Annotated in this window: 21 protein-coding genes and 3 pseudogenes; 10 read left to right on the top strand and 14 right to left on the bottom strand. The window is 59.8% G+C overall.

Features of this window, described 5'->3' with window-relative positions:
• The first annotated feature begins 22 nt into the window (after positions 1-22).
• Entirely contained in the window at positions 23-790 is a 768-nt protein-coding gene (locus tag ACYZT2_RS13065; protein ID WP_461972678.1) for an SDR family oxidoreductase, read from the top strand.
• Positions 791-1,101: 311 nt separating this feature from the next.
• A complete protein-coding gene (locus ACYZT2_RS13060; protein ID WP_461972676.1) occupies positions 1,102-2,217 on the top strand; it encodes a Gfo/Idh/MocA family protein in 1,116 nt (371 codons plus the stop codon).
• A 577-nt stretch (positions 2,218-2,794) separates the two neighbouring features.
• Here the strand turns inward: ACYZT2_RS13060 and ACYZT2_RS13055 are convergent.
• The 6 genes from ACYZT2_RS13055 to ACYZT2_RS13030 all read right to left on the bottom strand — a co-directional run bounded on the left by ACYZT2_RS13055 (position 2,795) and on the right by ACYZT2_RS13030 (position 9,417).
• On the bottom strand, positions 2,795-3,043 hold the full coding sequence (locus tag ACYZT2_RS13055; RefSeq protein WP_461972674.1) for a DUF1652 domain-containing protein: 249 nt from the start codon (positions 3,041-3,043) through the stop codon (positions 2,795-2,797).
• A gap of 192 nt (positions 3,044-3,235) precedes the next feature.
• Positions 3,236-4,732: a helix-turn-helix transcriptional regulator gene (locus ACYZT2_RS13050; RefSeq protein ID WP_461972672.1), complete on the bottom strand. Its 1,497-nt coding sequence runs from the start codon at positions 4,730-4,732 to the stop codon at positions 3,236-3,238.
• Between the two features lie 151 nt (positions 4,733-4,883).
• The gene (sigJ, locus tag ACYZT2_RS13045) at positions 4,884-5,777 is read right to left on the bottom strand and encodes an RNA polymerase sigma factor SigJ (RefSeq protein ID WP_461972670.1); all 894 of its coding nucleotides are present in this window, start codon (positions 5,775-5,777) and stop codon (positions 4,884-4,886) included.
• A gap of 3 nt (positions 5,778-5,780) precedes the next feature.
• A complete protein-coding gene (locus ACYZT2_RS13040; protein WP_056741746.1) occupies positions 5,781-6,215 on the bottom strand; it encodes a carboxymuconolactone decarboxylase family protein in 435 nt (144 codons plus the stop codon).
• Between the two features lie 190 nt (positions 6,216-6,405).
• On the bottom strand, positions 6,406-7,689 hold the full coding sequence (locus ACYZT2_RS13035) for a Zn-dependent hydrolase (protein ID WP_461972668.1): 1,284 nt from the start codon (positions 7,687-7,689) through the stop codon (positions 6,406-6,408).
• Between the two features lie 243 nt (positions 7,690-7,932).
• Complete coding sequence (locus ACYZT2_RS13030; RefSeq protein WP_461972666.1) at positions 7,933-9,417, bottom strand: NCS1 family nucleobase:cation symporter-1; 1,485 nt, start codon at positions 9,415-9,417, stop codon at positions 7,933-7,935.
• Positions 9,418-10,039: 622 nt separating this feature from the next.
• Here ACYZT2_RS13030 and hydA point away from each other — a divergent pair.
• The 3 genes from hydA to preA all read left to right on the top strand — a co-directional run bounded on the left by hydA (position 10,040) and on the right by preA (position 14,333).
• The gene (hydA, locus tag ACYZT2_RS13025) at positions 10,040-11,479 is read left to right on the top strand and encodes a dihydropyrimidinase (protein WP_461972664.1); all 1,440 of its coding nucleotides are present in this window, start codon (positions 10,040-10,042) and stop codon (positions 11,477-11,479) included.
• Positions 11,480-11,690: 211 nt separating this feature from the next.
• Positions 11,691-13,058: an NAD(P)-dependent oxidoreductase gene (locus tag ACYZT2_RS13020; protein WP_461972662.1), complete on the top strand. Its 1,368-nt coding sequence runs from the start codon at positions 11,691-11,693 to the stop codon at positions 13,056-13,058.
• Complete coding sequence (gene preA / locus ACYZT2_RS13015; protein ID WP_461972660.1) at positions 13,059-14,333, top strand: NAD-dependent dihydropyrimidine dehydrogenase subunit PreA; 1,275 nt, start codon at positions 13,059-13,061, stop codon at positions 14,331-14,333.
• A gap of 143 nt (positions 14,334-14,476) precedes the next feature.
• On the opposite strand, the gene ACYZT2_RS13010 is transcribed toward preA, so the two are convergent.
• The 7 genes and pseudogenes from ACYZT2_RS13010 to ACYZT2_RS12980 form a co-directional block, all read right to left on the bottom strand.
• Positions 14,477-15,097, bottom strand: coding sequence for a TetR/AcrR family transcriptional regulator (locus ACYZT2_RS13010; protein WP_461972658.1), 621 nt, complete (start codon positions 15,095-15,097; stop codon positions 14,477-14,479).
• A gap of 273 nt (positions 15,098-15,370) precedes the next feature.
• Positions 15,371-15,798: pseudogene (locus tag ACYZT2_RS13005) on the bottom strand (transporter substrate-binding domain-containing protein); the annotation flags it as partial.
• Positions 15,795-16,100, bottom strand: a pseudogene (locus ACYZT2_RS13000) (porin); the annotation flags it as partial. The pseudogenes ACYZT2_RS13005 and ACYZT2_RS13000, both read right to left, overlap by 4 nt.
• A gap of 429 nt (positions 16,101-16,529) precedes the next feature.
• Entirely contained in the window at positions 16,530-17,075 is a 546-nt protein-coding gene (locus ACYZT2_RS12995; RefSeq protein ID WP_461972656.1) for a reverse transcriptase domain-containing protein, read from the bottom strand.
• A gap of 744 nt (positions 17,076-17,819) precedes the next feature.
• The gene (locus ACYZT2_RS12990; protein WP_461972654.1) at positions 17,820-18,626 is read right to left on the bottom strand and encodes a sulfite exporter TauE/SafE family protein; all 807 of its coding nucleotides are present in this window, start codon (positions 18,624-18,626) and stop codon (positions 17,820-17,822) included.
• Positions 18,627-18,755: 129 nt separating this feature from the next.
• Positions 18,756-19,142: pseudogene (locus ACYZT2_RS12985) on the bottom strand (FAD-dependent oxidoreductase); the annotation flags it as partial.
• Positions 19,143-19,313: 171 nt separating this feature from the next.
• A complete protein-coding gene (locus ACYZT2_RS12980) occupies positions 19,314-19,649 on the bottom strand; it encodes an ArsR/SmtB family transcription factor (protein ID WP_032830345.1) in 336 nt (111 codons plus the stop codon).
• A gap of 103 nt (positions 19,650-19,752) precedes the next feature.
• Here ACYZT2_RS12980 and ACYZT2_RS12975 point away from each other — a divergent pair, with 103 nt between their 5' ends.
• A complete protein-coding gene (locus ACYZT2_RS12975; RefSeq protein WP_461972652.1) occupies positions 19,753-20,616 on the top strand; it encodes an MBL fold metallo-hydrolase in 864 nt (287 codons plus the stop codon).
• Positions 20,617-20,636: 20 nt separating this feature from the next.
• On the opposite strand, the gene bkdR is transcribed toward ACYZT2_RS12975, so the two are convergent.
• Positions 20,637-21,125, bottom strand: coding sequence for a Bkd operon transcriptional regulator BkdR (gene bkdR, locus ACYZT2_RS12970; RefSeq protein WP_017339472.1), 489 nt, complete (start codon positions 21,123-21,125; stop codon positions 20,637-20,639).
• 185 nt (positions 21,126-21,310) lie between these two features.
• Here bkdR and ACYZT2_RS12965 point away from each other — a divergent pair, with 185 nt between their 5' ends.
• From ACYZT2_RS12965 to lpdA, 4 genes are read left to right on the top strand one after another with little or no spacing between them, the layout of a single operon-like run.
• Entirely contained in the window at positions 21,311-22,546 is a 1,236-nt protein-coding gene (locus ACYZT2_RS12965; protein WP_008005369.1) for a 3-methyl-2-oxobutanoate dehydrogenase (2-methylpropanoyl-transferring) subunit alpha, read from the top strand.
• 1 nt (position 22,547) lies between these two features.
• Positions 22,548-23,612: an alpha-ketoacid dehydrogenase subunit beta gene (locus tag ACYZT2_RS12960; RefSeq protein ID WP_461972649.1), complete on the top strand. Its 1,065-nt coding sequence runs from the start codon at positions 22,548-22,550 to the stop codon at positions 23,610-23,612.
• A complete protein-coding gene (locus ACYZT2_RS12955; RefSeq protein WP_461972647.1) occupies positions 23,613-24,881 on the top strand; it encodes a dihydrolipoamide acetyltransferase family protein in 1,269 nt (422 codons plus the stop codon). It abuts the gene before it with no gap.
• 17 nt (positions 24,882-24,898) lie between these two features.
• Positions 24,899-26,281 carry a dihydrolipoyl dehydrogenase gene (gene lpdA, locus ACYZT2_RS12950; RefSeq protein ID WP_461972645.1) on the top strand — a complete coding sequence of 461 codons (1,383 nt, stop codon included), beginning with the start codon at positions 24,899-24,901 and terminating at the stop codon, positions 26,279-26,281.
• Positions 26,282-26,338: the final 57 nt, after the last annotated feature.

Raw genomic sequence — 26,338 nt, 5'->3', positions numbered from 1 at the left:
GGCCCAAAAACAAGGAAAAATCATGTCCAAGACCCAGTTGTTCGACCTCGACGGCAAGATCGCTTTCGTCTCCGGCGCCAGCCGCGGCATCGGTGAAGCCATCGCCAAACTGCTGGCGCAGCAAGGTGCCCACGTCATCGTTTCGAGCCGCAAACTCGATGGCTGCCAGCACGTTGCCGACGCAATCATCGCCGCTGGCGGCAAAGCCACCGCCATCGCCTGCCACATCGGCGAAATGGAACAGATCACCCAAGTCTTCGCCGGCATCCGCGAACAGTTCGGGCGCCTGGATATTCTGGTCAACAACGCCGCGACCAACCCGCAGTTCTGTAACGTACTGGACACCGACCTCAGCGCCTTCCAGAAAACCGTCGACGTGAACATTCGCGGCTACTTCTTCATGTCGGTGGAAGCCGGCAAGCTGATGCGCGACAACGGCGGCGGCAGCATCATCAACGTCGCCTCGATCAATGGTATTTCGCCGGGGATCTTCCAGGGCATCTACTCGGTGACCAAGGCAGCGGTGATCAACATGACCAAAGTCTTCGCCAAGGAATGTGCGCAATTCGGCATCCGTTGCAACGCCCTGCTGCCGGGTCTGACCGACACCAAGTTTGCTTCGGCGCTGGTGAAGAACGACGCCATCCTGAAAACCGCGTTGCAGCAGATTCCGCTAAAGCGTGTAGCGGATCCGAGTGAAATGGCCGGTGCGGTGTTGTACCTGGCGAGTGATGCGTCGAGCTACACAACCGGGGTTTCGTTGAATGTGGATGGGGGGTTCTTGTCCTGATCCGGTTCTGCAAATAAACCAAAGGCAGCCTCCGGGCTGCCTTCTTTATTTCTGCCGGAACGCGATCCCGACGCAGGAGTTGCGTACAGCGCAAATCACGCATGTACGCGGTCGGTGTAGGAGCTGGCGAAGCCTGCGATCTTTTGATCTTCGGCGTCAGTTGAATTGCTAGAGATCAAAAGATCGCAGCCTGCGGCAGCTCCCACGGGGGATCCGCGACACAAAGAATATTTATTCCACAAGTTGCATATTAAGAATATTTATTCCATAAATAGCGTTCCTGAAAACAAAAAACCAGAAGGACCCCGGCTATGCGCGAACTCGGTATCGGACTCATCGGCACAGGCTTCATGGGTCGCGCCCATGCCTTGGCGTTTCGTAACGTCAGCGCGGTCTTCGAACTGCCCCTGAAGCTCAAACTCGCGGCCCTGGCCGATGCCGACCCGTTGCGCGCCCGAACCTGCGCCGATGCCTGGGGTTTCGAAACAGCCCACAGTGATTGGCAACAGCTGATCGATGACCCCAAGGTCAATCTTATCGCCATCACCACCCCCAACCATTTGCACTGCCCCATGGCCATGGCCGCTCTCGCCGCCGGTAAACCGGTGTACTGCGAAAAGCCGCTGGCCGTTAGCCTCGAACAGGCCAGTGCCATGCGTCTGGCCGCCAAAGCAGCGGGCGTGGTGACGCGGGTCGGTTACAACTATCAACACAACCCAATCATCGGCCTCGCTCGGGATTTGATTCAAAACGGAGCGCTGGGGCAGATCATCAGTTTCCAGGGCGAATTCAGCGAAGACTTCATGGCCGACCCCGTTTCACCCTGGTCCTGGCGTTGCGATGCCGATTACGCCGGCGGTGCCTTGGCGGACTTGGGCAGCCACTTGCTGGCCATGGCTCATCATCTGCTGGGCGATATCGAGGCGGTGTGCGCGGATACCCAAACCGTTCATGCGCAACGCCCAGTTACGTTGGGTGGTCAGGAACGACGCGAGGTCGCGGTCGACGACCAGGTCCACGCGTTGCTGCGGTTCGCCAACGGCGCGCGAGGCACGTTCAGCAGCAGTTGGCTCAAGCACGGCTACAAGAATCACCTGAGTTTTGAAATCAGCGGCACTCGGGGCACCCTGGCGTTCGATCAGGAACGCTTGAATGAACTGCGGATGTATCGCGCAGGGCAAGGCGGTTTCCAACGGCTGCTAGCCGGACCGGACTTACCGGGTTATGCCGCCTTCAGCCCGGCGCCGGGGCATCAGCTCGGTTACAACGAACTCAAGACCCTGGAAGTGCATGAGTTGGTGATGGCACTGGCCGGCTTCGGTCAGGACGGGACAGATTTCGAACAGGCATGGGAAGTCGAACGCCTGGCGACGGCGATCCGTTTGGCGGCACAGGAGTCGCGGTGGGTCAGGATCGAAGAAGTCTGAATCTCCGCTCGGGCCACGCCCGCCAGTCGCACAGAGGGCCACTGGCGGTACACGCCATCACACCGGAGCAGGCTTACTGAGTGACGCAACGGGTCAGGGTCGTGGTCCGGGTCACCTGCCCTTCAACCCTCATATCACCCTGCACATCGGTGTTATCGGAGGTCTGACAAGTACGAACCGGTGCCGGTGGCGGCGCAGCCGGTGGTGGAGGCGGCGGACTCGCACAACCACCCAGAATCGCCGCGCAGAGTACGAGCGACAGCGGCGAAAAAATATGCATTCCAAAACTGTTCATAGGCTGACCCGCGATAAGTGATCGACACCTATGTGTGACAACAAAACATCCGCACAAAATCCACGGACCGGTTGCGTACAGCCAAAATCACGGGAGTACGCGGTCAATGTAGGAGCTGGCGAAGCCTGCGATCTTTTGATCTTCGGCGTCGTTGGCCACGACAAGATCAAAAGATCGCAGCCTGCGGCAGCTCAGGGATTGCGTACACCGCACAATCACGGGGTAGCCATTTCATTAGGGTACATCTGCGAGAGACAGGACGCCGTTGCTGCAAGCCAGCGCCTATGAAGCAGCGGACCGATGCAGGCCACTACTCTCAAGCTCATATCGCAACTCTTCAATCAACGCCGCCACCGCCTCTGGCGTCCTGAGCATTGTCATGCTCAACCCACTGACCACCAGATCCACCTGCCCCGTCGCCGCGTGATAAAGCTTCACCGTCAACGAATTATCCCCCGCAAGTGCACACTCACAGGCCAATGGCGAAAAGCTGAGCTCCAATTGCATACGTAATTGCGTCAGATAAATCATCCCGATTCACCTTGGCGACGACGCAAAATCGACCCCACGCTTGATCTGTTCGCACTCATGTGGCTGTTCCTTTAGCTGCATCGAAGAGGACCCGATACCGACCCGAAGCCACGTATCGAGCCTTACAGCCTAGAAAAACCAGCCCTTCAGCAAAACATCAAATTGCACCACCCCATCTAGTGCATTTGCACCTTAACATTGCCCCTTGGGCCGACTCTCACTGGAGAACAGACCCCGTTCGCGAGCCCATACAATCGCCTCACTGCGGCTGTGCACATCGAGTTTTGAATACACCGTCGAGACATGATTGCGCACGGTATTTGGCGCCAGTTTCAGGCGCGCAGCGATTTCCTTGTCGGCGAGGCCTTCACAAATCAGGCCGAGCACATCGCGTTCCCGGGCGGTCAGTTCGGTGAACGACACACTGGGCAATTGCGGCGAATTGACGTTCTTCACATTGGCCAGTTTTTCGATCAGCGTGCGACTGAACCACGAGGCATCTTTCATCACTTCTTCAATCGCCGACACCAATTCCAGCTCGGTGCGTTTGCGTTCCGTGATGTCCATCAACACCAGCAGATAACAAGTGCCGTCCTGAATGTTCACGGTGTCCGCCGAGACGGCGCAATCGATCAGCCCGGCATCCTTGCGGCGCACCCTGACATCGACGCGATCCACGCTCCCGGTTTTCTCCAGGGCCGCAAACAATCGCGTGCGAATGCCCGCATCATCGATGAAGCCGAGTTGCGCCACGGTCTTGCCGAGCACCTCTTCACTGGGGGACGCGAGGGTATCGAGAAAGGCTTCGTTGAAGTCCATTACCACTTGATCCTCGGCGCTGCACACCAGGATTGGCACCGGCGTGAGACGAAAGGCTTTGGCGAACCGTTCCTCGCTCTGGCGCAGGGCAATTTCGGCCTTGTGCCGCAACTCCATGTCGACGAAGGAAAACAGCATGCAATCTTCGTCGTTGAGTTCAAGCGGCTGCCCGGCAACGATCACCTGTTTGCTGCTACCGTCGGGCAATTGCAGCTCGGCCTGCATCTGCGGAATGGTTGCCCCGTCACGTAAACGCTGCTTGGCCAGGTCCTTGTTTTCAGCGCGCTCCAGCACATCCAGCTCATAGGTCGAAGCGCCGATCACCTGATCACGGGCATAGCCGGTCATTTCCAGGAAGCCCTGATTGACCTTGATGTAGCGCAAATCGCTGAGGCGACAGATCACCGCCGGGGCCGGGTTGGCATTGAAGGTCTTTTCGAAACGCTGCTCGGCACTGGCCCATTCGGTGACGTCGTTCATGATCAGCACCAACGACTCCGGCTCGCCGGCCCGATCCGCCAGCACCATGCTGCGCACGCTATGAACCCAGGTGCGCTCGTCGTTTTCGACTGGCGTCAATTCAACCAGAACATCACTGAATATCTCGCCGCGGGCGACGCGCCTGATTGGATAATGCTCGGTCGCTACCGGGTGATGGTTGCGATAGCGCAAGGCAAACCGCTTCGCGTACTCCTCGGCATTGGCGCCCAGCTCACCGATCCGACTGACCCCGTGCATGGTCAGCGCGGCGTCATTGGCCCAGAGGATCGTCTGGTCAAGCTCCAGCAGAATCACCCCATCGGACAGCCCGGCAATGATCTGCTGCAACTGGCGGCGATTGGTTTCGGTAGTCAGGACGTCCTGGCTCATTGGATCTCCACGATTGCGGCGGCGCCGTTACGCGCTGCCCTGTGAAGATTACGACCGCCGGCGTTTGCGATAGTGCATACATCCGCGCGATCACGGGTGTACTTGGTCGTCGTAGGAGCTGCCGAAGGCTGCGATCTTTCGCGCTGGTGCATTACCGCACGTCCAACCCCGTCTCCAACCCCGCCAACTTATCCGGATTACGCATGATGAAAATCCGGTTTACTCGCCCATCCTCGTCAAAACCAAAACTCAGCGATGCAACGAGTTCACCGTCGGTTTTGATGATCACGCCTTGAGCGCCGTTGATTTGCGTGGGCAGCCATTCGTACGTCTGCCAGTAGGTGTGCAGCGACTGGCCGATGAAATCCAGCACGCTGTTGATGCCGAACAGGGTTTCGCGGATGGCCGAGGCCTTGCCGCCGCCGTCGGCGCAGAGTTCGACGTCTTCGGCCAGCAGCGCGGTCAGGGACGCGGTTGAGCCGCTGGCGATGGCGCTGTGGAAGGCGTTCAGCAACTGATCCTGACGCGCGGGTTCCGGCTGATAGCGGATTTGCCCGCTACCCAAACCGGCCTTGGCCCGGGACACCAGTTTGCGGCAAGCCGCTTCCTGGACCCCGATCGCCTCGGCCACTTGCGCGTAATCCATGTCGAAAATTTCGTAGAGCAGGTACGCGGCGCGTTCCTTGGGGGTCAGCCGTTCCAGCAAGAGCAGGAACGCGGTGGACAATGACGAGGCCAGTTCATGCATGTGTTCGGGTGAATGCTGATGGATGGTGTGAATCGGCTCCGGCAGCCAGGTGCCGATGTAATCGACCCGTGACGTGTGCGCCGAGCGCAACAGGTCGATGCAGTGCCGGGTGCAAGCGGTGGTGAGCCAGGCGGCCGGCGTGGTGATGGAGGCCCGGTCGGCCTCCAGCCATTTGATGAAGAGCTCTTGCACCACATCCTCGGCGTCGGTGCGCGAGCCGAGAATGCGATACGCCAGACCGAGCAAAAAGGGCCGGCGTTGTTCGAACACAGCGGCGGCGTTTTCAGCGGAACTCATCGATCAGTGCCTCGACACCTGCAAACGGTTCCACAGGTTGATCATGCCGATCTCGGCCGTCAAGGCACCGATCTGTGCATCGTTGAAATGTTCGCGCAAGTCGCCGCGCAGGCTGGCGTAATCGGTCTTTTCGTCGAGTACGGTCAGGGCTTCGGTCCAGGCCAGGGCGGCGCGTTCCGAGGCACTGAAATCGCTGACATGGCGCCAGACGATCAGGCGGTCCAGGCGCTCGTTGGTTTCATTGGCCTCGCGCGCCTCGCGGGTGTGCATCTTCACGCAGAAACCGCATTGGTTGATCTGCGAGGCACGCAGGTGCAGCAGGTGTTTGAGGGTCGGGTCCAGGTCATGGCTGTCGAGGGTGACATGGACTTGGGTCAGGCTTTCGAAAACCTGAGGGATGGACTGCAGCAGATTGACCGGTTGGGTGTTGGACGACATCGTGTTGCTCCGCTAATTGAGGGGTTCAACAGGATGACGATTGAGGATTCGGGTTTGTGACGTGGGGACGTTTTTTTTAACGCATAAAACCAAAAGATCGCAGCCTTCGGCAGCTCCTACATTGACCGTGTACACCCGCGGATGTACGCAACCCCTGTAGGAGCTGGCGAAGCCTGCGATCTTTTGATCTTCAGGCCGCAAGTTCTCCGCTGGCAATGGCATCCGAAGCCGCCAGCATCGCCCGCAACAACACCGCACACCCGGCGGCCAAGTCATCCGGCGCGGCGTTTTCGATTTCGTTGTGGCTAATGCCGCCTTCGCAAGGCACGAAGATCATCCCGGCCGGGCCGAGTTCGGCGAGGAAGATCGCGTCGTGCCCTGCTCCGCTGACGATGTCCATGTGCGACAAACCCAACCCTTGAGCGGCGCCGCGTACCGCTTCGACGCAGCCTTTGTCGAAGTACAGCGGCGGGAAGTCGGCGGTGGGTGTCAGTTCGAAGGTCAGGCCGTGTTCCTCGCAGGTGGTTTCGATGACTTGGCGGACTTCGGCGATCATTGAATCGAGTCGTGCCGGTTCCAGATGACGGAAATCCAGGGTCATGCGCACTTCGCCGGGAATCACGTTGCGCGAGCCGGGGTAGGCTTGCAGGCAGCCGACGGTGCCGCAGGCGTGGGGTTGGTGGCCGAGGGCGGCGCGATTGACTGCGCCGACGATCACCGAGGCGCCGACCAGAGCGTCCTTGCGCAGGTGCATTGGCGTCGGGCCGGCATGGGCTTCGACGCCGCGCAGTTTCAGGTCGAACCATTTCTGCCCGAGGGCGCCCATGACCACGCCGATGGTTTTGCGTTCGTCCTCAAGAATCGGGCCTTGCTCGATGTGGGCCTCGAAATACGCACCGACGGCGTGGCCACTGACTTTGCGCGGCCCGGCATAGCCAATGGCGTTCAGGGCTTCGCCGACGGTCACGCCCTGGGCATCGACCTTGGCCAGGGTTTCTTCGAGGGTGAATTTTTCCGCGAACACGCCGGAGCCCATCATGCAGGGGGCGAAGCGCGAGCCTTCTTCGTTGGTCCAGACCACCACTTCCAGCGGCGCTTCGGTTTCCACGCCCAGGTCGTTGAGGGTGCGCAGCACTTCGACGCCAGCCAGCACGCCGAAGCAGCCATCGAACTTGCCGCCGGTGGGTTGAGTGTCGATGTGGCTGCCGGTCATTACGGGCGGCAGGTTCGGATTGCGGCCGGGTCGGCGGGCGAAGATGTTGCCGACGGCGTCGATGCTGACGGTGCAGCCGGCCTCCTCGCACCAGTTCACGAAGATATCCCGGGCCTGACGGTCGAGGTCGGTCAGGGCCAGCCGGCAGACACCGCCCTTGACGGTGGCGCCGAGTTTGGCCAGGTCCATGAGCGACTGCCACAGACGGTCGCGATTGATGTGCTGATGGGTGGACTGCAGAACGTCTATGGCAGCGTTCATGGTGATCTCCTCAGGCTGTTCTTATGAGTTTCGTCAGGTATTGCATTGGTGCTTTTGAGGCCGTCTTCGCGAGCAGGCTCGCTCCCACAAGGGGAATGCATTTCAAATGTAGGAGCTGGCGCAGCCTGCGATCTTTTTGGGGCCACCGGAGAGCAAGATCAAAAGATCGCAGCCTTCGGCAGCTCCTACAGTGGGAATGCATTTCAAATGTGGGAGCGAGCTTGCTCGCGAAGGGGCCATACGTCACACCGCCGATTTCACAGCAGTAGGACTCGGCCGCATCACACTCAACCCGTAATAAATCAGCCCACCAAGGACCGAGCCGGTGAACCAGCCGTAGCTGTAAAACCAGCTGAACGCATCGCTGCCCAGCGACAGCAGTGTCAACACCACCGGCGCGCCGAACGCGATAAAGCCGAACCAGTTCCACGCTGGATAAACGTCATCGCGGTAAAGTCCGGCCAGATCCAGTTGCTGTTTCTTGATCAGGAAATAATCCACCACCATGATCCCGGCGATCGGGCCCAGCAGGCTCGAATAGCCCAGCAACCAGTTGGAATACACCGTCTCCAGGCTCAAATCCGAAACGATCAGCCCGAGCTTCTTCAACAGTTCATGGGCCATCAGCGCCAACCCGACCAGCCCCGTGAGAATCACCGCTTTGGTGCGGTTGATGATCTTGGGCGCAACGTTCTGGAAGTCGTTGGTCGGCGACACGATGTTGGCCGCGGTGTTGGTCGACAACGTGGCGATGATGATCAGCGCCATGGCCAAAGCGACCCAGACCGGGCTCTGGATATGGCCGATCAGGGTGACCGGATCAGAGACGGTGACGCCCACCAGTTTTACCGAGGCGGCCGTCATCACCACACCAAGGGAGGCGAACAGGAACATGGTCAGGGGCAAGCCGATGATCTGCCCGACGATCTGATCCTTCTGGCTTTTCGCGTAACGGCTGAAGTCCGGAATATTCAGGGACAAAGTGGCCCAGAACCCGACCATCGCAGTCAGCCCGGCGGCAAAGTAACTGACCACGCTGGCCCCTTCCGGACGCTTGGCCGGGATCGCCATCAATTCGCTCATCGATACGTTCGGCATCGCCCACACCAGCAGCCCCACGCCCACCAGCACCAACAACGGCGCCGAAAGGGTTTCCAACCATTTGATCGAGTCCGCGCCGCGAATCACCACCCACAGGTTCAAGGCCCAGAACATCATGAAGCCGATCACTTCACCGGTGCCGCCAAGGGCTTTCCAGTCATCGAACACCGAACCGAGAAACAGGTGAATCGCCAACCCGCCGAACATCGTCTGGATGCCGAACCAGCCACACGCCACCAGCGCGCGGATCAGACACGGAATGTTGGAACCGAGAATGCCGAAGGATGAGCGCAGCAACACCGGAAACGGAATGCCGTACTTGGTGCCGGGGAAGGCGTTCAGGGTCAGCGGAATCAATACGATGATGTTGGCGAACAGAATCGCCAGCAGCGCTTCGCCGACGCTCAGGCCGAAATAAGCGGTGAGCACGCCGCCGAGGGTGTAGGTCGGCACACAGATTGCCATGCCGACCCATAAGGCGGTGATGTGCCATTTGTTCCAGGTTCGTTCGCGCACCTTGGTCGGTGCCATGTCGTGGCTATAACGGGGACTGTCGAGGACGTCGCTGCCGGCTTCGAGCTCAAACAAGCCGTCGCGCTCGGTCACTTGCGATCTGATCTGTTGCATGGCCGCTCCACTGTTCTTTTGATTATTTTTGCTCATCAGGGGCTGGCGCGAGGTGCGCGAGCCGGACGATGGCCGGAGAAACTGACAACTTTTACGGACCGGCCAAGGTGTCAGCGGCGGCATCAATAAACGTGCCGGGTGCCCCGCTTGCGCATCGGGCCGTGCCATAAAATTTCGCTAACCAACTGATGTTAATCAGCTTTATTTATCCAACTATTGAATCCGCGGTGAGTTGCCATGCCACTCAGGCCGAATGTCAGGCAAGTTGTCCGAACAGTCAGGACTCAATCTGGTGCGTCGATCTTTTTTGAAAGACTGCGCCTCAACCATAGACCATCCACAAGCGGCTGATTTCACATAGAAAATCTCGTCTATTTTTTGAACCTGTCAAGTGCGTCAAAATGGTGAGAGGCCTCACCATTTTGGTGATTTTCATTTTTTATCGTTATTTATCAATTATTTAAAACAGTCATAAGCTTATAAAAAATATTCTTGCTCAATCGACAAAGTGCAGCTAGCGTCTATTCTTGACAGCGCTGACAGGAATACACCGATTGGCGTCTGCTTCATATAAAAACATCTAGAACCGGCATTAGTCGGTCATGCCTGCGAGGAACTCGGAATGTCTCTGTTGATCCGTGGCGCCACCGTTATTACCCATGATGAAAGTTATCGCGCCGACGTCTATTGCGCCGAGGGCGTGATCAAAGCCATCGGTGAAAACCTTGATGTTCCCGCCGATGCCGAAGTGCTCGACGGCAGCGGCCAATACCTGATGCCCGGCGGCATCGACCCGCACACTCATATGCAGTTGCCCTTCATGGGTACGGTGGCCAGCGAAGACTTTTTCAGCGGCACCGCGGCGGGACTTGCCGGCGGTACCACCTCGATCATCGACTTCGTGATTCCCAACCCGCAGCAATCGTTGATGGAGGCATTTCATCAATGGCGCGGCTGGGCGGAGAAGTCGGCGTCGGACTACGGTTTCCACGTCGCTATCACTTGGTGGAGCGAGCAGGTCCGCGAAGAAATGGCCGAGCTGGTCAGCCATCACGGGGTGAACAGCTTCAAGCATTTCATGGCTTACAAGAACGCGATCATGGCCGCGGACGATACGCTGGTGGCGAGTTTCGAGCGTTGTCTGGAATTGGGTGCAGTGCCCACCGTGCATGCGGAAAACGGCGAACTGGTTTATCACCTGCAACGCAAGTTGATGGCCCAGGGTATGACCGGCCCTGAAGCGCATCCGTTGTCGCGGCCTTCGCAGGTGGAAGGCGAAGCCGCGAGCCGGGCGATCCGCATCGCCGAAACCCTCGGTACCCCGTTGTATCTGGTCCACGTCTCGACCCAGGAAGCCCTCGACGAAATCACCTACGCCCGTAGCAAAGGCCAACCGGTCTACGGCGAAGTGCTGGCCGGGCATCTGCTGCTGGACGACAGCGTTTACCAACACCCGGACTGGCAGACCGCCGCCGGTTACGTGATGAGCCCGCCCTTCCGTCCTCGCGGCCATCAGGAAGCCCTTTGGCATGGCCTGCAATCAGGCAACCTGCACACCACCGCCACCGACCACTGCTGCTTCTGCGCCGAGCAAAAAGCCGCCGGCCGTGACGACTTCAGCAAGATCCCCAACGGCACCGCCGGTATCGAAGACCGCATGGCGGTGCTCTGGGATGAAGGTGTGAACACCGGGCGCTTGTCGATGCAGCACTTCGTTGCCCTCACCTCCACCAACACCGCGAAGATCTTCAACCTCTATCCGCGCAAGGGTGCGATCCGTGTGGGTGCCGATGCGGATCTGGTGCTGTGGGATCCGGAAGGCACGCGGACGATTTCAGCCAAGACCCATCACCAACAGGTCGACTTCAACATCTTTGAAGGCAAGACCGTGCGCGGCGTACCGAGCCACACCGTCAGCCAGGGCCGAGTGGTGTGGGCCGATGGTGACTTGCGGGCCGAGCGTGGGGCCGGTCGGTATGTCGAACGGCCGGCGTATCCGGCGGTGTTTGATTTGCTGAGCAAGCGGGCTGAGATGAACAAGCCGACGGCAGTGAAACGCTGAGAGCGGCCTTCGGCCTATCGCGAGCAGGCTCGCTCCCACATTTTGGAATGCATTTCCCTGTAGGAGCTGCCGAAGGCTGCGATCTTTTGATCTTGATCTTAAAAAGCAAAGTCAAAAGATCGCAGCCTTCGGCAGCTCCTACAGGGGGACGTGTGTGAACCAATCAATGCCCACCAGAGGCAGTACCTCAAAAAACATGAGGCCTTAAACCGTGATCAAGACCCTGAACCACCTCCCGCATCCCCATGAGGACGCGGCCGCCCTCGCCGGCCATTTCACCGATCTGGCACCACCGCTCAACGACCGTCAGGCGCATCTGGAAGCCTCGCGCTGCCTGTATTGCTACGACGCGCCGTGCGTGGATGCCTGTCCGAGCGACATCGATATTCCATCGTTCATCCGCAATATCCATCAGGAAAACGTTCAGGGCGCCGCGCAGAAAATCCTCTCGGCGAACATCCTCGGTGGCAGTTGCGCCCGCGTCTGCCCCACGGAAATCCTGTGCCAGCAAGCCTGCGTGCGCAACAACGCTCAGGAATGCGCGCCGGTGTTGATCGGCCTGTTGCAACGCTATGCCGTGGACAACGCACACTTCAGCGAACACCCGTTCCAACGCGCCGCCGCAACCGGTAAGCGCATTGCCGTGGTCGGTGCCGGCCCGGCCGGTTTGTCCTGCGCGCACCGCAGCGCCATGCACGGCCATGACGTGGTGATTTTCGAGGCGCGGGAAAAGGCCGGCGGCCTCAACGAATACGGGATCGCCAAGTACAAACTGGTGGACGATTACGCGCAGAAGGAGCTGGAATTCCTGATGGGGATTGGCGGGATCGAGATTCGTCACGGGCAGAAACTCGGCGACAACCTGACCCTCAGTGAACTGCATCAGCAATTCGACGCGGTGTTCCTCGGCCTTGGTCTGGCCGCCAGCAAACAGTTGGGACTGGCCCACGAAGATGCCCCCGGCCTGCTCGCCGCCACCGACTACATCCGCGAACTGCGCCAGGCCGATGACCTGACGCAACTGCCGCTGGCCGAGCGCTGCATCGTCCTCGGTGCCGGCAACACGGCCATCGACATGGCCGTGCAAATGGCTCGCCTCGGTGCCCGCGACGTGAATCTGGTGTACCGCCGCGGCGCCCCGGACATGGGCGCCACCGGTCACGAACAGGACATCGCCAAGGCCAATCAGGTGCGGCTGCTGACCTGGGCGCAACCGCTAGAGGTGCTGCTCGACGATAAGGGCAACGTGCGCGGCATGCGCTTCGCCCGCACCCGGTTGGTGGAAGGTCGCCTGCAAACCACTGGCGAAACCTTCGAACTGGCCGCCGACGCGATCTTCAAAGCCATCGGCCAGGCTTTCGACAACAACGCCCTCGCCGATCCACTGGCCCGCGAACTCAAGCGTCAGGGCGACCGCATCCTCGTCGACGAACAGCTGCGCACCAGCATCCCCGGCGTGTATGCCGGCGGCGACTGCACCAGCCTCGATCAGGACCTCACCGTGCAAGCCGTGCAGCACGGCAAGCTGGCCGCCGAGGCCATCAACGCTCAACTCATGCTCAACGTGGAGGCTGCGTAAATGGCCGATCTCTCGATTGTTTTCGCCGGCATCAAAGCCCCCAATCCTTTCTGGCTGGCCTCCGCGCCACCGACTGACAAAGCCTACAACGTGGTTCGCGCGTTTGAGGCCGGATGGGGCGGCGTGGTCTGGAAAACCCTGGGTGAAGACCCGGCGGCGGTCAACGTGTCATCGCGTTACTCGGCACACTTCGGGGCTAATCGGGAGGTGCTTGGTTTTAACAACATCGAACTGATCACCGACCGTTCGCTGGACATCAACCTGCGGGAAATCACTCAGGTCAAAAAGGACTGGCCGGACCGCGCGCTGATCGTGTCGCTGATGGTGCCCTGCGTCGAAGAGTCGTGGAAAAACATCCTGCCGCTGGTGGAAGCCACCGGGGCCGATGGCATCGAACTGAATTTCGGCTGCCCCCACGGCATGCCGGAACGAGGCATGGGCGCGGCGGTTGGCCAAGTGCCGGAATACGTCGAACAGGTCACCCGCTGGTGCAAGACTTATTGCTCGCTGCCGGTGATCGTCAAGCTAACGCCGAACATCACCGATATCCGCGTCGCCGCCCGTGCCGCTTACCGTGGCGGGGCCGACGCGGTGTCGCTGATCAACACCATCAACTCGATCACCAGCGTCAACCTGGAGCGCATGGTCGCCAATCCCGCCGTCGGCAGCCAAAGCACCCATGGCGGTTATTGCGGCTCGGCGGTGAAGCCGATTGCGCTGAACATGGTCGCCGAAATCGCCCGCGACCCTCAGACCCAGGGCTTGCCGATCTGTGGCATTGGCGGGATTGGCAGTTGGCGCGATGCGGCGGAATTCATTGCGCTGGGCAGCGGTTCGGTTCAGGTGTGCACGGCGGCGATGCTGCATGGTTTCCGGATTGTCGAGGAGATGAAGGACGGTTTGTCACGCTGGATGGACAGTCAGGGCTACGCCAGTGTCTCGGAGTTCTCCGGACGTGCGGTAGGCAATACCACGGACTGGAAGTACCTGGACATCAACTATCAGGTGATTGCCAAGATTGATCAGCAAGCGTGCATCGGTTGCGGTCGCTGCCACATCGCTTGCGAAGACACCTCGCACCAGGCGATTGCCAGCCTCAAGCAAGCAGACGGCACGCATAAATATGAAGTGATCGATGAGGAGTGCGTGGGCTGCAACCTGTGCCAAATCACGTGTCCGGTGCAGGATTGCATTGAGATGGTGCCGATGGATACGGGCAAGCCGTTTCTGGATTGGAACCATGATCCGAGAAATCCCTACCATGTCGCCCCTTGAAATCAGTGGCGTCTGAACGGACGCCATCGCGAGCAGGCTCGCTCCCACAGTGGATCACCTTCGCGCACAAATCCTGTGTTCGCTAAAGATCTAATGTGGGAGCGAGCCTGCTCGCGATGAGGCCAACCCTAACGCCGCCGACCTCAAGGCTCCAAGCCGATCCCCCGCAATATCACGCTGGTCACCGTCTGCACCGCCCGTTCGAACTGCATGTCCGACAACGGTTGGTGATCATTAAGAATGTTCACCTGATGGTCGAAGTCGGCGTAGTGCTGGGTCGAAGCCCAGATCATGTACAGCAGGCTGGAAGGCTCCACCGGCAGGATGCGTTTGTCCTCCACCCACTGGCGAATTTTCGCTTCTTTCATCTTGGCCCAGTCGTACAGGCTGGCGTCCAGTTTCTCACCCAGTGTCGGCGCACCGTGGATGATTTCATTGGCCCAGACTTTCGAGCCATAAGGGCGGCTGCGGGAATGGTTCATCTTGGCGCGGATGTAGCTGCTGAGCACCACTCGCGGGTCGTCGAACATCTCGAAGCACAGGGCGTCCTGCTTCCAGACCTCCAGCAAACCCAACAGCACCGCGCTGTACAGATCACTTTTGGTGCTGAAGTAATAATGCAGGTTGGAACGCGGCAGTTGCACTTCGGCGGCGATGTCGGCCATGGCGGTGCTGCCGAAACCTTTTTCGGCGAAGACTTTTTCGGCCCCCAGCAGAATCTTTTCGACGTTACTGCGACGAATCTCGATCTTGTGATTGCCCATGAGGGCTCCCTGACAACAGCGTTGGTCAAGACTAGCATCCGCTCTGGATCGCGGCGACTGGGGAAAATGCCACCGATGCTTACCGCCTGAACAAAAAATACTCTGTAGGAGCGAGGCTTGCCCGCGAAGAGGGACTGTCAGCCGACATCAATTGTTGAATGACAGACCGCTCCGCGTTTTCGAACAGCCATTTGTAGCGGTTGCGTTCGGTTTCCAGTTCATCCAGGCGCGCGGCCAGTTCCGCCGTGGAACTCGCACCTGCGTCCTGACGACAACCTCTACTCGTCGTCGCGCCTTCTGGAACACCGCGACACTGGCCACCGAGTCCAGACGACGACGGTCATAAGCCACTTGCCATTGTTCGGTCTGGTACGGCCCGAACATCACCACATGGCCGTTTTCCAGTTCACCCAGTTCATTGCGTTTCTGTGAGTAATCGCGATCGTACGGCACGCGCATCATCAGGTCGGCCAGTTGCTGATTGTGCAACTGACTGGCCCGCCAGATGCAATCGCGCAGGTCGTCGTCGAGCTTTTCCCCGCGGGCGCCCAGATCAGTTTCAGGCGTACCCCCATGGCCTTGGCCAGGGCCTGGGCAAGTTCGACATCGACCCCGCGAGCCTCGCCAGCGTCTTCAAAGCTGTAGGGCACGAAGTCCTTGTACACCGCGACTTTCAGCTCGGCGGCGGCGATCATTTGGTCACCCAGAACGAGGCGCGGGCGCCGAGCTTGAGATCATCGACCTGCTTGCCCATGTTGAAGCCCAAGTAGTTGGGCAGGAATCCCATCTTCACCCGCGCCTGGCGCCGGTCGTACTGCTCGCCGGCCCGGTCCACGTCGCTGTTCACGTAGAAGGCGTTGATGTAGCCATCCGTGGAGAACGTGGTCTGGTCCTTGTCGTACAGCATGATCTCGGCCTCGGCCATCGAGCTCAGGCCAAGGGACGACAGGCTGGCGATGAAGGCCGGCAAGAAACGATGCTTGAAGTTCTTATTGTTGTGCATGGCACGCTCCGGGGGACTTGATGTCGGAGGCGATTATCGAAAGCTGACCGGCGGCGTCATACGCTGCCTTGGGTGCGTTTTTGAAGTGCTTTGGAATGACCGGCAATACGCGACAGTTACGGCGTAAGACTGCTCGTCGGCAGGGCCCGGAACTTAGGGTGTAGGCCTGTAGACCCCAGGGGCCGCTTTTCGTAGGAGTCAGCGGCCCTGATTGGGTGGAGGCAACGGGCTTGCGCCCGTTACCCCTCCCACACCACCGGACGTGCGGTTTTCCGCATCCGGCGGTTGAACAGCTCAGCGAGGCGCTGAGACGAAATCCTGCGGCGTCCACAGTCCCCAACGACGCATCATGTTAAGACTCATCGCCTGTTGCATCACTGGGTGGCGCGCCGCGCGCCAGGCACCGTCGTGAAAACTTACTCGCGCCAGTTACCGGCTGGCGATACCAAGCCCGCGCAGTTTGCGCATTCGTCCCTCACGACTGTGCCAGCGTTGCCAGAAACATTTGCGCATATGCCGGCGAGTCCATTGCGATAACCGCTTGAAGTCGTCCTTCACCCAGCGGAAGTATTCGTACCCCCCCCGGATGTAACGCCCCCATTGAGCCACCAGTTCTGCGCTCGTCAGACTTTGCCTGGCCGACCACAGCTCGCGGACTTTCTTGCGGTATTTCTTCACGGTCTTGCCGGACAGCTGGCCATTCCCTTGTTCGTCGATGTTGTAGCCAAGGAAGTCGCGATCCCAAGGCCGTCCCGTTCCGCTTTTGCTGGCGCTCATCAACCGGTCGTGGTTGACCTGATCGAAGAAGGCTTCGATGTCGATATCCACGACCCAGGTCTTGCCTTCCAGGACAAAGGCCTTGGCGGCTCGGATAGCGTCGAGATTGCTTCTGCCAGGCCGAAAGCCGTAGCTGTGTTCGCTGAAACTGCCGTCCCACAGCTGCGTCAGGTGCTGCTGGACCGATTGCTGGATCAAGCGATCCTGCGTATTCGGAATGCCCAGCAGTCGCTCCCCACCTTGCGGTTTGGGGATCCTGAGACCTTTGACGGGGCCCGGTTTATAGGTCCCGTCCAGAAGCTTGCTCCTGATGGCCGGCCAGTGCGTCTGAAGGTGGGCGGGGAGCTCGTCGGTAGTGATTCCGTCGACCCCCCGACGTCCCTACGCAAGGCCATCCCGCTACGTGCCACATGGCATTTCCGGGTGCGGTTGCAAAGGGCTCTCGCTTTGTAGGCAGTAGTCTATGGTGAGTGTTTCTGTTCTTCAGCCCTTCGCTCCAGATCCATTACGACCTTTCTTCACTACTACGGCATCTGCTGACTTCTCGCGGGCTACGCCCGCGAGATCTCCCCGGGTAAGGTGCCAAAACCTTCGGCTCGGGCCGCCAAGCTCTACCTGATGCGTCTTTCGGTGACGGTTGGATTTCGTGGCTCCCAGCACACTTATCGCCCGCATCCGGCCTCGCTGCTTGTTCGTGTTCCTGCGGACGCGCCTTTGCTACACGCTTCTTTCAGGCTGGCCTCGCGGCGTCCCCCTTGCGTTTCACTACAGTTCTCGTCACTCATTCTGGTCACCACTTTTCAGGTGACTGGTTTTGGCCCATGCCGGGCACACTGGGAGCGAGCCTGCTCGCGATAGCGGTGTGACTGGCACCATAGATGTTGAATGTTAGGGCCTCATCGCGAGCAGGCTCGCTCCCACAGGGCCGCCGGCTCCTACCAGTCAGAAGCTCGCTCTAAACAGCATGTAAACGGCGATCACCACGCAGACGCTGGCGAAGCCGATCTGCAGTCCCCGGGCCGGTACCCGCGCGCAGAGTTTTCGACCGAGGATCATCCCGACGATGCTGGCGACAATGAACGACACGCCCAAACCATCGATCCGCACCCCGGCATGAAACGCGCTGATCACGCCGATCACCGAGATCAGGCTGATCACCATCAACGAAGTAGCGACGATCCCGCGCATCTGCACATCGGTCAGTTGCTTGAACGCGGGCACAATCAGAAAGCCGCCACCCACCCCGAGCAGCCCTGAGACAACGCCGGTCACCGCGCCGAGTGCCGCCAGGGTTGCGGTGCATTTGGCGGTCCAGGAAAAGCGCCCGGTCTGCTGATCGAGCATGCAGTTCTTCTGACCCCAGTTGGCATGCCCGTGATCGCTGGGGCCATCGTCGGGCTTTTCCCGGCGCAGCATCCGCCAGGCCACCATGACCATCAGCAGACTGAACAGAACCATCAGGATCTTTTCCGGCAACTGATGGGCGAAGTAGATGCCCACCGGCGAAAACACCGCGCCGAGCAGCGCAATCAACAACGCCGCGCGATAGCGCACCAGGCCATGGCGCAAACCGTCGATCGCACCGATCGCCGCCGCGCTGCCCACCGCAAACAAGGCGACGGGCGCCGCTTGGGTCATGGTCAAACCCAGCCCCAGCACCAGGGCCGGCACTGCAAGAATACCGCCACCGGCACCGGTCAAACCCAGCACCAGGCCCATGACCACACCGAAAAAACTGGCCAGCAACATAGAGTTCTCTCAGTCAACCTTGGACAGATGGGTCAGCCATTCGCGGCCCTTGAGCAAGCCATTCCAGTAGAACCACGGCAGCAGGGTCGCCTTGAGAAACCAGGCTGAACGACGCGGCACGATCGTGTCGAGGGTGTCTTGCAAGCCTTCGATTTTCTCCCAAGCCAGGCGCAAACCGGGGCAGACGACGAGGTTCTGGTAACTGACGGTGCGGCCATCGTCGAGGGTCAGCTGTTTGCTGTCCGGGGCGATGTCAGTCACGGACGCCTGCAACCCGGTGGCCTGGCGCGGCATCACCGAAGACATCGGGCGCACGGTGTTTTTCACCGCGTAAGCACCGCCGCCCACCAGCGTCCACGCCGGTTGGTAGTAATGCTGGCTGTCGGGTTCGATGACGGTAATGTTCAAGCCCGGATCGCGTTTCAGCAGGCTGGCAACCAAACCAATGCCGGCGGTCCCGCCGCCTATTACCACGATGTCGGCACTGATGGATGGGCCCCAGTGTTGATCGTTCATCATTCATTCCTTTATTGCACGCATGGCGCAGGGTTGTAGCAGCTGTCGAGCTCAAGCGAGGCTGCGAAGCAGTCGTGAAATCAGAGATTGCGATGTGTCAGGCAGACCGCGTTAGCCGGATTGGCGACTGCTTCGCAGCCGAACGCAGCCTTCGCCGGACCGGCATCAGGTTCAGCCCCAGCTTTTCAGCACCGCTCCGCAGTACAGGCCGGACAGCGTCTTCATCACTTGAATCACTTCGTGACTGGCTAAACCATAGAATATGTACTTGCCTTCCCGACGGGTGACGACCAATCCTTCGTCGCGCAGGATCCCCAGTTGTTGGGACAGTGTGGGCTGGCGCACGCCGGTCATTTTCTCCAGTTCGCCGACGTTGCGCTCGCCCTGGGTCAATTGGCAGAGAATCAGCAAGCGGTCCTCGTTGGCCAAAGCCTTGAGCAGCGCACAAGCCTTGGAGGCCGAGGCCCGGAGCTGGGCGACTTCACATTCGGTCAGACTGGATTGCATTTGCAGGATGCCTTCGACGTCACTTAAGCTGCGGACATTATGTTTAAACATAAAGTGTTGCAACCGGTTATTGTCCTCCCGCCCTTTCCACAGGTTCGTCCCCATGTCTGCGTTGATTGAAGCCTTCCTCGACCCCGCCTCGTCGACTTACAGCTACGTGATCTACGAGCACGATGGCGGGCATTGCGCGATTGTCGACCCGGTGCTGGATTACGACCCCGCCGCCGGGCGCACCGCGACCGTCCAGGTCGACAAAATCATCGCCTTCGTGCACGAGCATCAGTTGCAGGTGCAATGGCTGCTGGAAACCCATGCCCATGCCGATCACCTGTCGGCCGCGCCTTATCTGCGCCGGGAACTGGGGGGCAAGATTGCGATTGGTCAGTCGATCAGTAAGGTTCAGGACGTATTCAAGGCACTGTTCAACCTCGAACCGGAATTTAGCGTCGATGGTTCACAGTTCGATCACCTGTTTGCGCCGGACGAGTCATTCCGGATCGGCAACCTCAAGGCCACGGCGTTGCATGTGCCCGGGCATACCCCGGCGGACATGGCTTATTTGATCGACGGCGATGTGATTCTGGTGGGCGATACGTTGTTCATGCCGGACGTCGGCACCGCACGTTGCGACTTCCCCGGCGGCAACGCCAACCAGATGTTTGCCTCGATCCACAAACTATTGGCCTTCCCCGCCAGCGTGCGGCTTTACGTCTGCCACGATTACCCGCCCACGGGCCGCGCCCCTCAATGCAAGAGCACGGTTGGCGAGCAGCGCAAAAACAATATTCATATTCACGACGGCATTGATGAGGCTACCTTCGTCGTCATGCGTACTCAGCGCGATGCCGGTTTGAATATGCCGACGTTGTTGTTGCCAGCGATTCAAGTGAATGTGCGGGCGGGAAATTTGCCGCCGGCGGAAGAGAATGGCGTGAGTTACCTGAAGATCCCCCTGAATCAACTCTAATCCCGTAGCAGCTGTGATCTTCAGTTGGCCAACGTCAATCCATTCGCCGGCAACGGCAGCGCCGTCTTATACCGCACCTGCTTGAGCGCAAAGCTCGAACGGATGTTCGCCACCCCCGGCACTTTGGTCAGAAAATCCATCATGAAGCGCTCCAGCGACTGAATGGTCGGCACCAGCACGCGGATCAGGTAGTCCGGGTCGCCGGCCATCAAATAGCACTCCATCACTTCCGGGCGATCCGAGATCGCCTCTTCGAAATGCTGCAACGCCTCCTCCACCTGTTTCTCCAGGCTGACGTGAATGAACACATTCACATGCAGCCCCAGCAGGTCGGCATCCAGCAGGGTCACTTGCTCACGAATCAGCCCTAATTCTTCCATCGCCTTGACCCGGTTGAAGCACGGCGTCGGCGACAGGTTCACCGAGCGCGCGAGGTCGGCGTTGGTGATGCGCGCGTTCTCCTGAAGGCTATTGAGAATGCCGATATCGGTACGGTCCAGTTTGCGCATGAGACAAAACCACCTGATTTTTATGTTTATGCAGAATTTTTATCCTCAAATGATCTCAAGCGCAACGAAACAGAGAGAAATATTCTTCTTGGGCCGGCCTATGATTGTTGTAGGACAAGAATTCTTTTACCGAAGAATGACTGCCAGCTCACTACAAGAAATTCACAAGATCGAGCGTAGAAGCCATGAACCAAGCGTACGAACCGCTGCGCCTGCACGTTCCCGAACCTTCGGGCCGCCCCGGCTGCAAAACCGACTTCTCCTACCTGCATCTGACTGACGCAGGCCTGGTGCGCAAACCCCCAATCGACGTTGAACCGGCCGACACGGCTGATCTGGCCAAAGGCTTGATTCGCGTGCTCGACGACCAAGGCAATGCCCTCGGCCCGTGGGCTGAAGGCGTGCCAGTCGAGATCCTGCGTAAAGGCATGCGCGCCATGCTCAAGACGCGGATTTTCGACAACCGCATGGTGGTCGCCCAGCGTCAGAAAAAAATGTCGTTCTACATGCAAAGCCTTGGCGAAGAAGCCATCGGCAGCGCTCAGGCCCTGGCCTTGAACATCGACGACATGTGCTTCCCCACCTACCGTCAACAAAGCATCCTGATGGCCCGCGAAGTGCCGCTGGTCGACCTGATCTGCCAACTGCTGTCCAACGAGCGCGACCCGCTCAAGGGCCGTCAGTTGCCGATCATGTACTCGGTCAAGGATGCCGGTTTCTTCACCATTTCCGGCAACCTCGCCACTCAATTCGTTCAGGGCGTGGGCTGGGGCATGGCCTCGGCGATCAAGGGCGACACCAAAATCGCCTCGGCCTGGATCGGCGACGGTGCTACCGCTGAATCGGACTTCCACACCGCCCTCACCTTCGCCCACGTCTACCGTGCGCCGGTGATCCTCAACGTGGTCAACAACCAGTGGGCGATCTCGACGTTCCAGGCGATTGCCGGCGGTGAAGCCACCACCTTTGCCGGACGCGGCGTTGGTTGCGGCATTGCCTCCCTGCGGGTCGATGGCAACGATTTTGTCGCGGTGTACGCCGCTTCCGCCTGGGCCGCCGAACGCGCACGCCGCAACCTCGGCCCGACCATGATCGAATGGGTCACCTACCGCGCCGGCCCGCACTCGACGTCTGATGACCCTTCCAAATACCGTCCTGCCGACGACTGGAGCCACTTCCCGTTGGGCGACCCGATTGCCCGCCTCAAGCAGCACCTGATCAAAATCGGTCAGTGGTCCGAAGAGGAACACGTCGCCGTCAGCGCCGAACTGGAAGCCGAAGTGATCGCCGCGCAGAAAGAAGCCGAGCAGTACGGCACCCTCGCCGGCGGCCAGATTCCGAGCGCCGCGACCATGTTCGAAGACGTCTACAAAGAGATGCCGGAGCACTTGAAGCGCCAGCGTCAGGAGTTGGGGATCTGACATGAACGATCACAACAACACAATCGAGTTCAACACGGAAACCGCCATGACCACGACCACCATGACCATGATCCAGGCCCTGCGCTCGGCCATGGATGTGATGCTTGAGCGTGACGATAACGTCGTGGTGTTCGGCCAGGACGTCGGTTATTTCGGCGGCGTGTTCCGTTGCACCGAAGGCTTGCAGAACAAGTACGGCACCTCCCGCGTATTCGATGCACCGATCTCCGAAAGCGGCATCGTCGGCGTCGCCGTGGGCATGGGCGCTTACGGTTTGCGGCCGGTGGCCGAGATCCAGTTCGCCGATTACGTCTACCCGGCGTCGGACCAGATCATTTCCGAAGCCGCGCGCCTGCGTTATCGCTCGGCCGGCGAGTTCACCGCGCCGATGACCCTGCGCATGCCATGCGGCGGCGGCATCTACGGCGGCCAGACCCACAGCCAGAGCATCGAGGCGATGTTCACCCAAGTCTGCGGTTTGCGCACGGTCATGCCGTCCAACCCTTACGACGCCAAAGGCCTGCTGATCGCCTCCATCGAAAACGATGACCCGGTGATCTTTCTTGAGCCAAAACGCCTGTACAACGGCCCGTTCGACGGCCACCACGACCGTCCGGTAACCCCGTGGTCGAAACACCCCGCCGCGCAAGTGCCGGACGGTTACTACACCGTTCCACTGGACGTCGCCGCCATCGCTCGTCCGGGAAAGGACGTGACCATCCTGACCTACGGCACCACGGTTTATGTGTCGCAAGTGGCGGCTGAAGAAACCGGCGTCGACGCCGAGGTCATCGACCTGCGCAGCCTGTGGCCGCTGGATCTGGAAACCATCGTCAAGTCAGTGAAGAAAACCGGCCGCTGCGTGATCGTTCACGAAGCGACCCGCACCTGCGGTTTCGGCGCCGAACTGGTCGCCTTGGTGCAAGAGCACTGCTTCCACTACCTGGAAGCGCCGATCGAGCGCGTCACCGGTTGGGACACCCCCTATCCGCACGCGCAAGAGTGGGCGTATTTCCCTGGTCCGTCCCGTGTGGGCGCGGCTTTGAAACGGGTCATGGAGGTCTGAATGGGCACGCACGTTATTAAAATGCCGGACATTGGCGAAGGCATTGCAGAAGTTGAATTGTCGCAGTGGCACGTCAAGGTCGGCGACATGGTCGTCGAAGATCAGGTGTTGGCCGATGTGATGACCGACAAGGCCATGGTCGACATCCCTTCGCCGGTGCATGGCAAGGTGATTGCGCTGGGTGGACAGCCTGGCGAAGTCATGGCGGTTGGCAGCATCCTGATCAGCATTGAAGTCGAAGGCGCGGGCAACGTTAAAGAATCGGCTCAGCCAGTAGCGGTTAAAGAAGCACCCGTTGCAGCGCCGAAAGTTGCAGCCGTTGTTGAAAGCAAACCGGTTGCGGCACCTCGTCCGGCCGCCGCGTGCCAAGGCCCGATGGTTGCCCGTGAAGCCGATGAGCGTCCGCTGGCCTCCCCCGCCGTGCGCAAGCATGCGCTGGACCTCGGCATTCAATTGCGTCTGGTGCGTGGCAGCGGTCCTGCCGGTCGCGTGCTGCATGAAGACCTTGAAGCCTGGCTGGCTCAGGGTCAGTCGAATGCATCGACCGCCACCGCCGCTTACGCCCAGCGCAACGACGAAGAGCAAATCCCGGTGATCGGCATGCGCCGCAAGATCGCCCAGCGCATGCAAGACGCCACTCAGCGTGCTGCCCACTTCAGCTACGTCGAAGAAATCGACGTCACCGCCGTCGAAGAACTGCGCGCACACCTGAACGAAAAACACGGCGCGACGCGCGGGAAGCTGACCTTGCTGCCGTTCCTGGTCCGCGCGCTGGTCGTGGCGCTGCGTGATTTCCCGCAGATCAACGCCCGTTACGACGACGAAGCGCAAGTCATCACCCGCCTCGGCGCGGTGCATGTGGGCGTCGCAACCCAAGCCGACATCGGTTTGATGGTGCCGGTGGTGCGTCATGCCGAAACCCGCAGCCTGTGGGACAGCGCCGCAGAAATCTCCCGTTTGGCAACTGCCGCGCGCACTGGCAAGGCCAGCCGCGATGAACTGTCCGGCTCGACCATCACCCTGACCAGCCTCGGCGCCCTGGGCGGCATCGTCAGCACCCCGGTGCTGAACCTGCCGGAAGTAGCGATCGTCGGCGTGAACAAAATCGTCGAACGGCCGATGGTCGTCAAAGGCCAGATCGTGATTCGCAAGATGATGAACCTCTCCAGCTCCTTCGATCACCGCGTGGTCGATGGCATGGACGCGGCGCAATTCATCCAGGCCGTTCGCAGCCTGCTCGAACAACCCGCAACCTTGTTTGTGGACTGATTATGAATGGAGCAGGCATGCAAACTTTGAACACCGCGCTACTGATCATCGGCGGCGGTCCTGGCGGTTATGTGACGGCGATCCGTGCCGGTCAGCTGGGCATTTCGACAATTCTGGTGGAAGGCGAATCGTTGGGCGGCACCTGCCTGAACATCGGCTGCATTCCGTCGAAGGCATTGATTCACGTCGCCGAACAGTTCCACCAGACGCAGCACCACAGCCAACACTCGGCGCTGGGCATCAGCGTGTCGGCGCCGACCCTGGACATCAGCAAAAGCGTCGAGTGGAAGGACGGCATCGTTGATCGCCTGACCACCGGCGTCTCGGCATTGCTGAAGAAGCACAAGGTCCAGGTCATTCAAGGCTGGGCCAAGATAATCGATGGCAAAACCGTCGAAGTCGGCGATACGCGCATTCAGTGCGAGCACCTGGTGCTGGCCACCGGTTCGAAAAGCGTGAACCTGCCGATGCTGCCGATTGGCGGGCCGATCATCTCCTCCACCGAAGCCCTCGCGCCGATGTCCGTGCCGAAACGGTTGGTCGTGGTCGGTGGCGGTTACATCGGTCTGGAGCTGGGAATTGCCTATAGCAAGCTCGGCGCCGAGGTCAGTGTGGTCGAGGCGCAGGATCGCATCCTGCCGGCCTACGATGCCGAACTGACCCATCCGGTACACGAAGCGCTCAAGCAACTCGGCGTGAAGCTTTACTTGAAGCACAGCGTTGAAGGCTTTGACTCACAAGGTAATACCTTGCTAGTTCGTGACCCGAATGGCGACACCTTGAACCTGGAAACCGATCAGGTACTGGTAGCCGTCGGTCGCAAACCCAACACTCGGGGCTGGAATCTAGAAGCCTTGAACCTGGACATGAACGGTTCGGCGATCAAAATCGACAACCGTTGCCAGACCAGCATGCGCAACGTCTACGCCATCGGCGACTTGAGCGGCGAACCGATGCTCGCCCACCGGGCCATGGCTCAGGGTGAAATGGTTGCCGAGCTGATCAGCGGTAAACACCGCGAATTCAACCCGACCGCCATCGCCGCCGTGTGCTTCACCGACCCGGAACTGGTAGTGGTCGGCAAGACCCCGGATGAGGCCAAGGCTGCGGGGCTGGACTGCATCGTTTCCAGCTTCCCGTTCGCGGCCAATGGCCGGGCGATGACGCTGGAGTCGAAAAGCGGCTTCGTGCGGGTCGTGGCGCGCCGTGACAATCATGTGATTGTTGGCTGGCAGGCGGTGGGTGTGGGCGTGTCGGAGTTGTCGACGGCGTTCGGTCAAAGCCTGGAAATGGGCGCTCGGCTGGAAGACATCGCCGGCACCATCCACGCACATCCGACACTCGGTGAGGCGGTGCAGGAAGCGGCGTTGCGTGCCTTGGGGCATGCACTGCACATGTGATTCAGGGAGGTTGATGGGATCAGGGATGGCCTCATCGCGAGCAGGCTCGCTCCCACA

The sequence above is a fragment of the Pseudomonas sp. MDT1-85 genome (assembly GCF_054898065.1).
This window is presented reverse-complemented; position numbering and strand designations above follow the sequence as displayed.

Coding starts and splice junctions, on each gene's coding strand:
- ACYZT2_RS13065 (WP_461972678.1), top strand. CDS start 23: ATGTCCAAGACCCAGTTGTTCGACCTCGACGGCAAGATCGCTTTCGTC.
- ACYZT2_RS13060 (WP_461972676.1), top strand. CDS start 1,102: ATGCGCGAACTCGGTATCGGACTCATCGGCACAGGCTTCATGGGTCGC.
- ACYZT2_RS13055 (WP_461972674.1), bottom strand. CDS start 3,043: ATGATTTATCTGACGCAATTACGTATGCAATTGGAGCTCAGCTTTTCG.
- ACYZT2_RS13050 (WP_461972672.1), bottom strand. CDS start 4,732: ATGAGCCAGGACGTCCTGACTACCGAAACCAATCGCCGCCAGTTGCAG.
- sigJ (WP_461972670.1), bottom strand. CDS start 5,777: ATGAGTTCCGCTGAAAACGCCGCCGCTGTGTTCGAACAACGCCGGCCC.
- ACYZT2_RS13040 (WP_056741746.1), bottom strand. CDS start 6,215: ATGTCGTCCAACACCCAACCGGTCAATCTGCTGCAGTCCATCCCTCAG.
- ACYZT2_RS13035 (WP_461972668.1), bottom strand. CDS start 7,689: ATGAACGCTGCCATAGACGTTCTGCAGTCCACCCATCAGCACATCAAT.
- ACYZT2_RS13030 (WP_461972666.1), bottom strand. CDS start 9,417: ATGCAACAGATCAGATCGCAAGTGACCGAGCGCGACGGCTTGTTTGAG.
- hydA (WP_461972664.1), top strand. CDS start 10,040: ATGTCTCTGTTGATCCGTGGCGCCACCGTTATTACCCATGATGAAAGT.
- preA (WP_461972660.1), top strand. CDS start 13,059: ATGGCCGATCTCTCGATTGTTTTCGCCGGCATCAAAGCCCCCAATCCT.
- ACYZT2_RS13010 (WP_461972658.1), bottom strand. CDS start 15,097: ATGGGCAATCACAAGATCGAGATTCGTCGCAGTAACGTCGAAAAGATT.
- ACYZT2_RS12990 (WP_461972654.1), bottom strand. CDS start 18,626: ATGTTGCTGGCCAGTTTTTTCGGTGTGGTCATGGGCCTGGTGCTGGGT.
- ACYZT2_RS12980 (WP_032830345.1), bottom strand. CDS start 19,649: ATGCAATCCAGTCTGACCGAATGTGAAGTCGCCCAGCTCCGGGCCTCG.
- ACYZT2_RS12975 (WP_461972652.1), top strand. CDS start 19,753: ATGTCTGCGTTGATTGAAGCCTTCCTCGACCCCGCCTCGTCGACTTAC.
- bkdR (WP_017339472.1), bottom strand. CDS start 21,125: ATGCGCAAACTGGACCGTACCGATATCGGCATTCTCAATAGCCTTCAG.
- ACYZT2_RS12965 (WP_008005369.1), top strand. CDS start 21,311: ATGAACCAAGCGTACGAACCGCTGCGCCTGCACGTTCCCGAACCTTCG.
- ACYZT2_RS12960 (WP_461972649.1), top strand. CDS start 22,548: ATGAACGATCACAACAACACAATCGAGTTCAACACGGAAACCGCCATG.
- ACYZT2_RS12955 (WP_461972647.1), top strand. CDS start 23,613: ATGGGCACGCACGTTATTAAAATGCCGGACATTGGCGAAGGCATTGCA.
- lpdA (WP_461972645.1), top strand. CDS start 24,899: ATGCAAACTTTGAACACCGCGCTACTGATCATCGGCGGCGGTCCTGGC.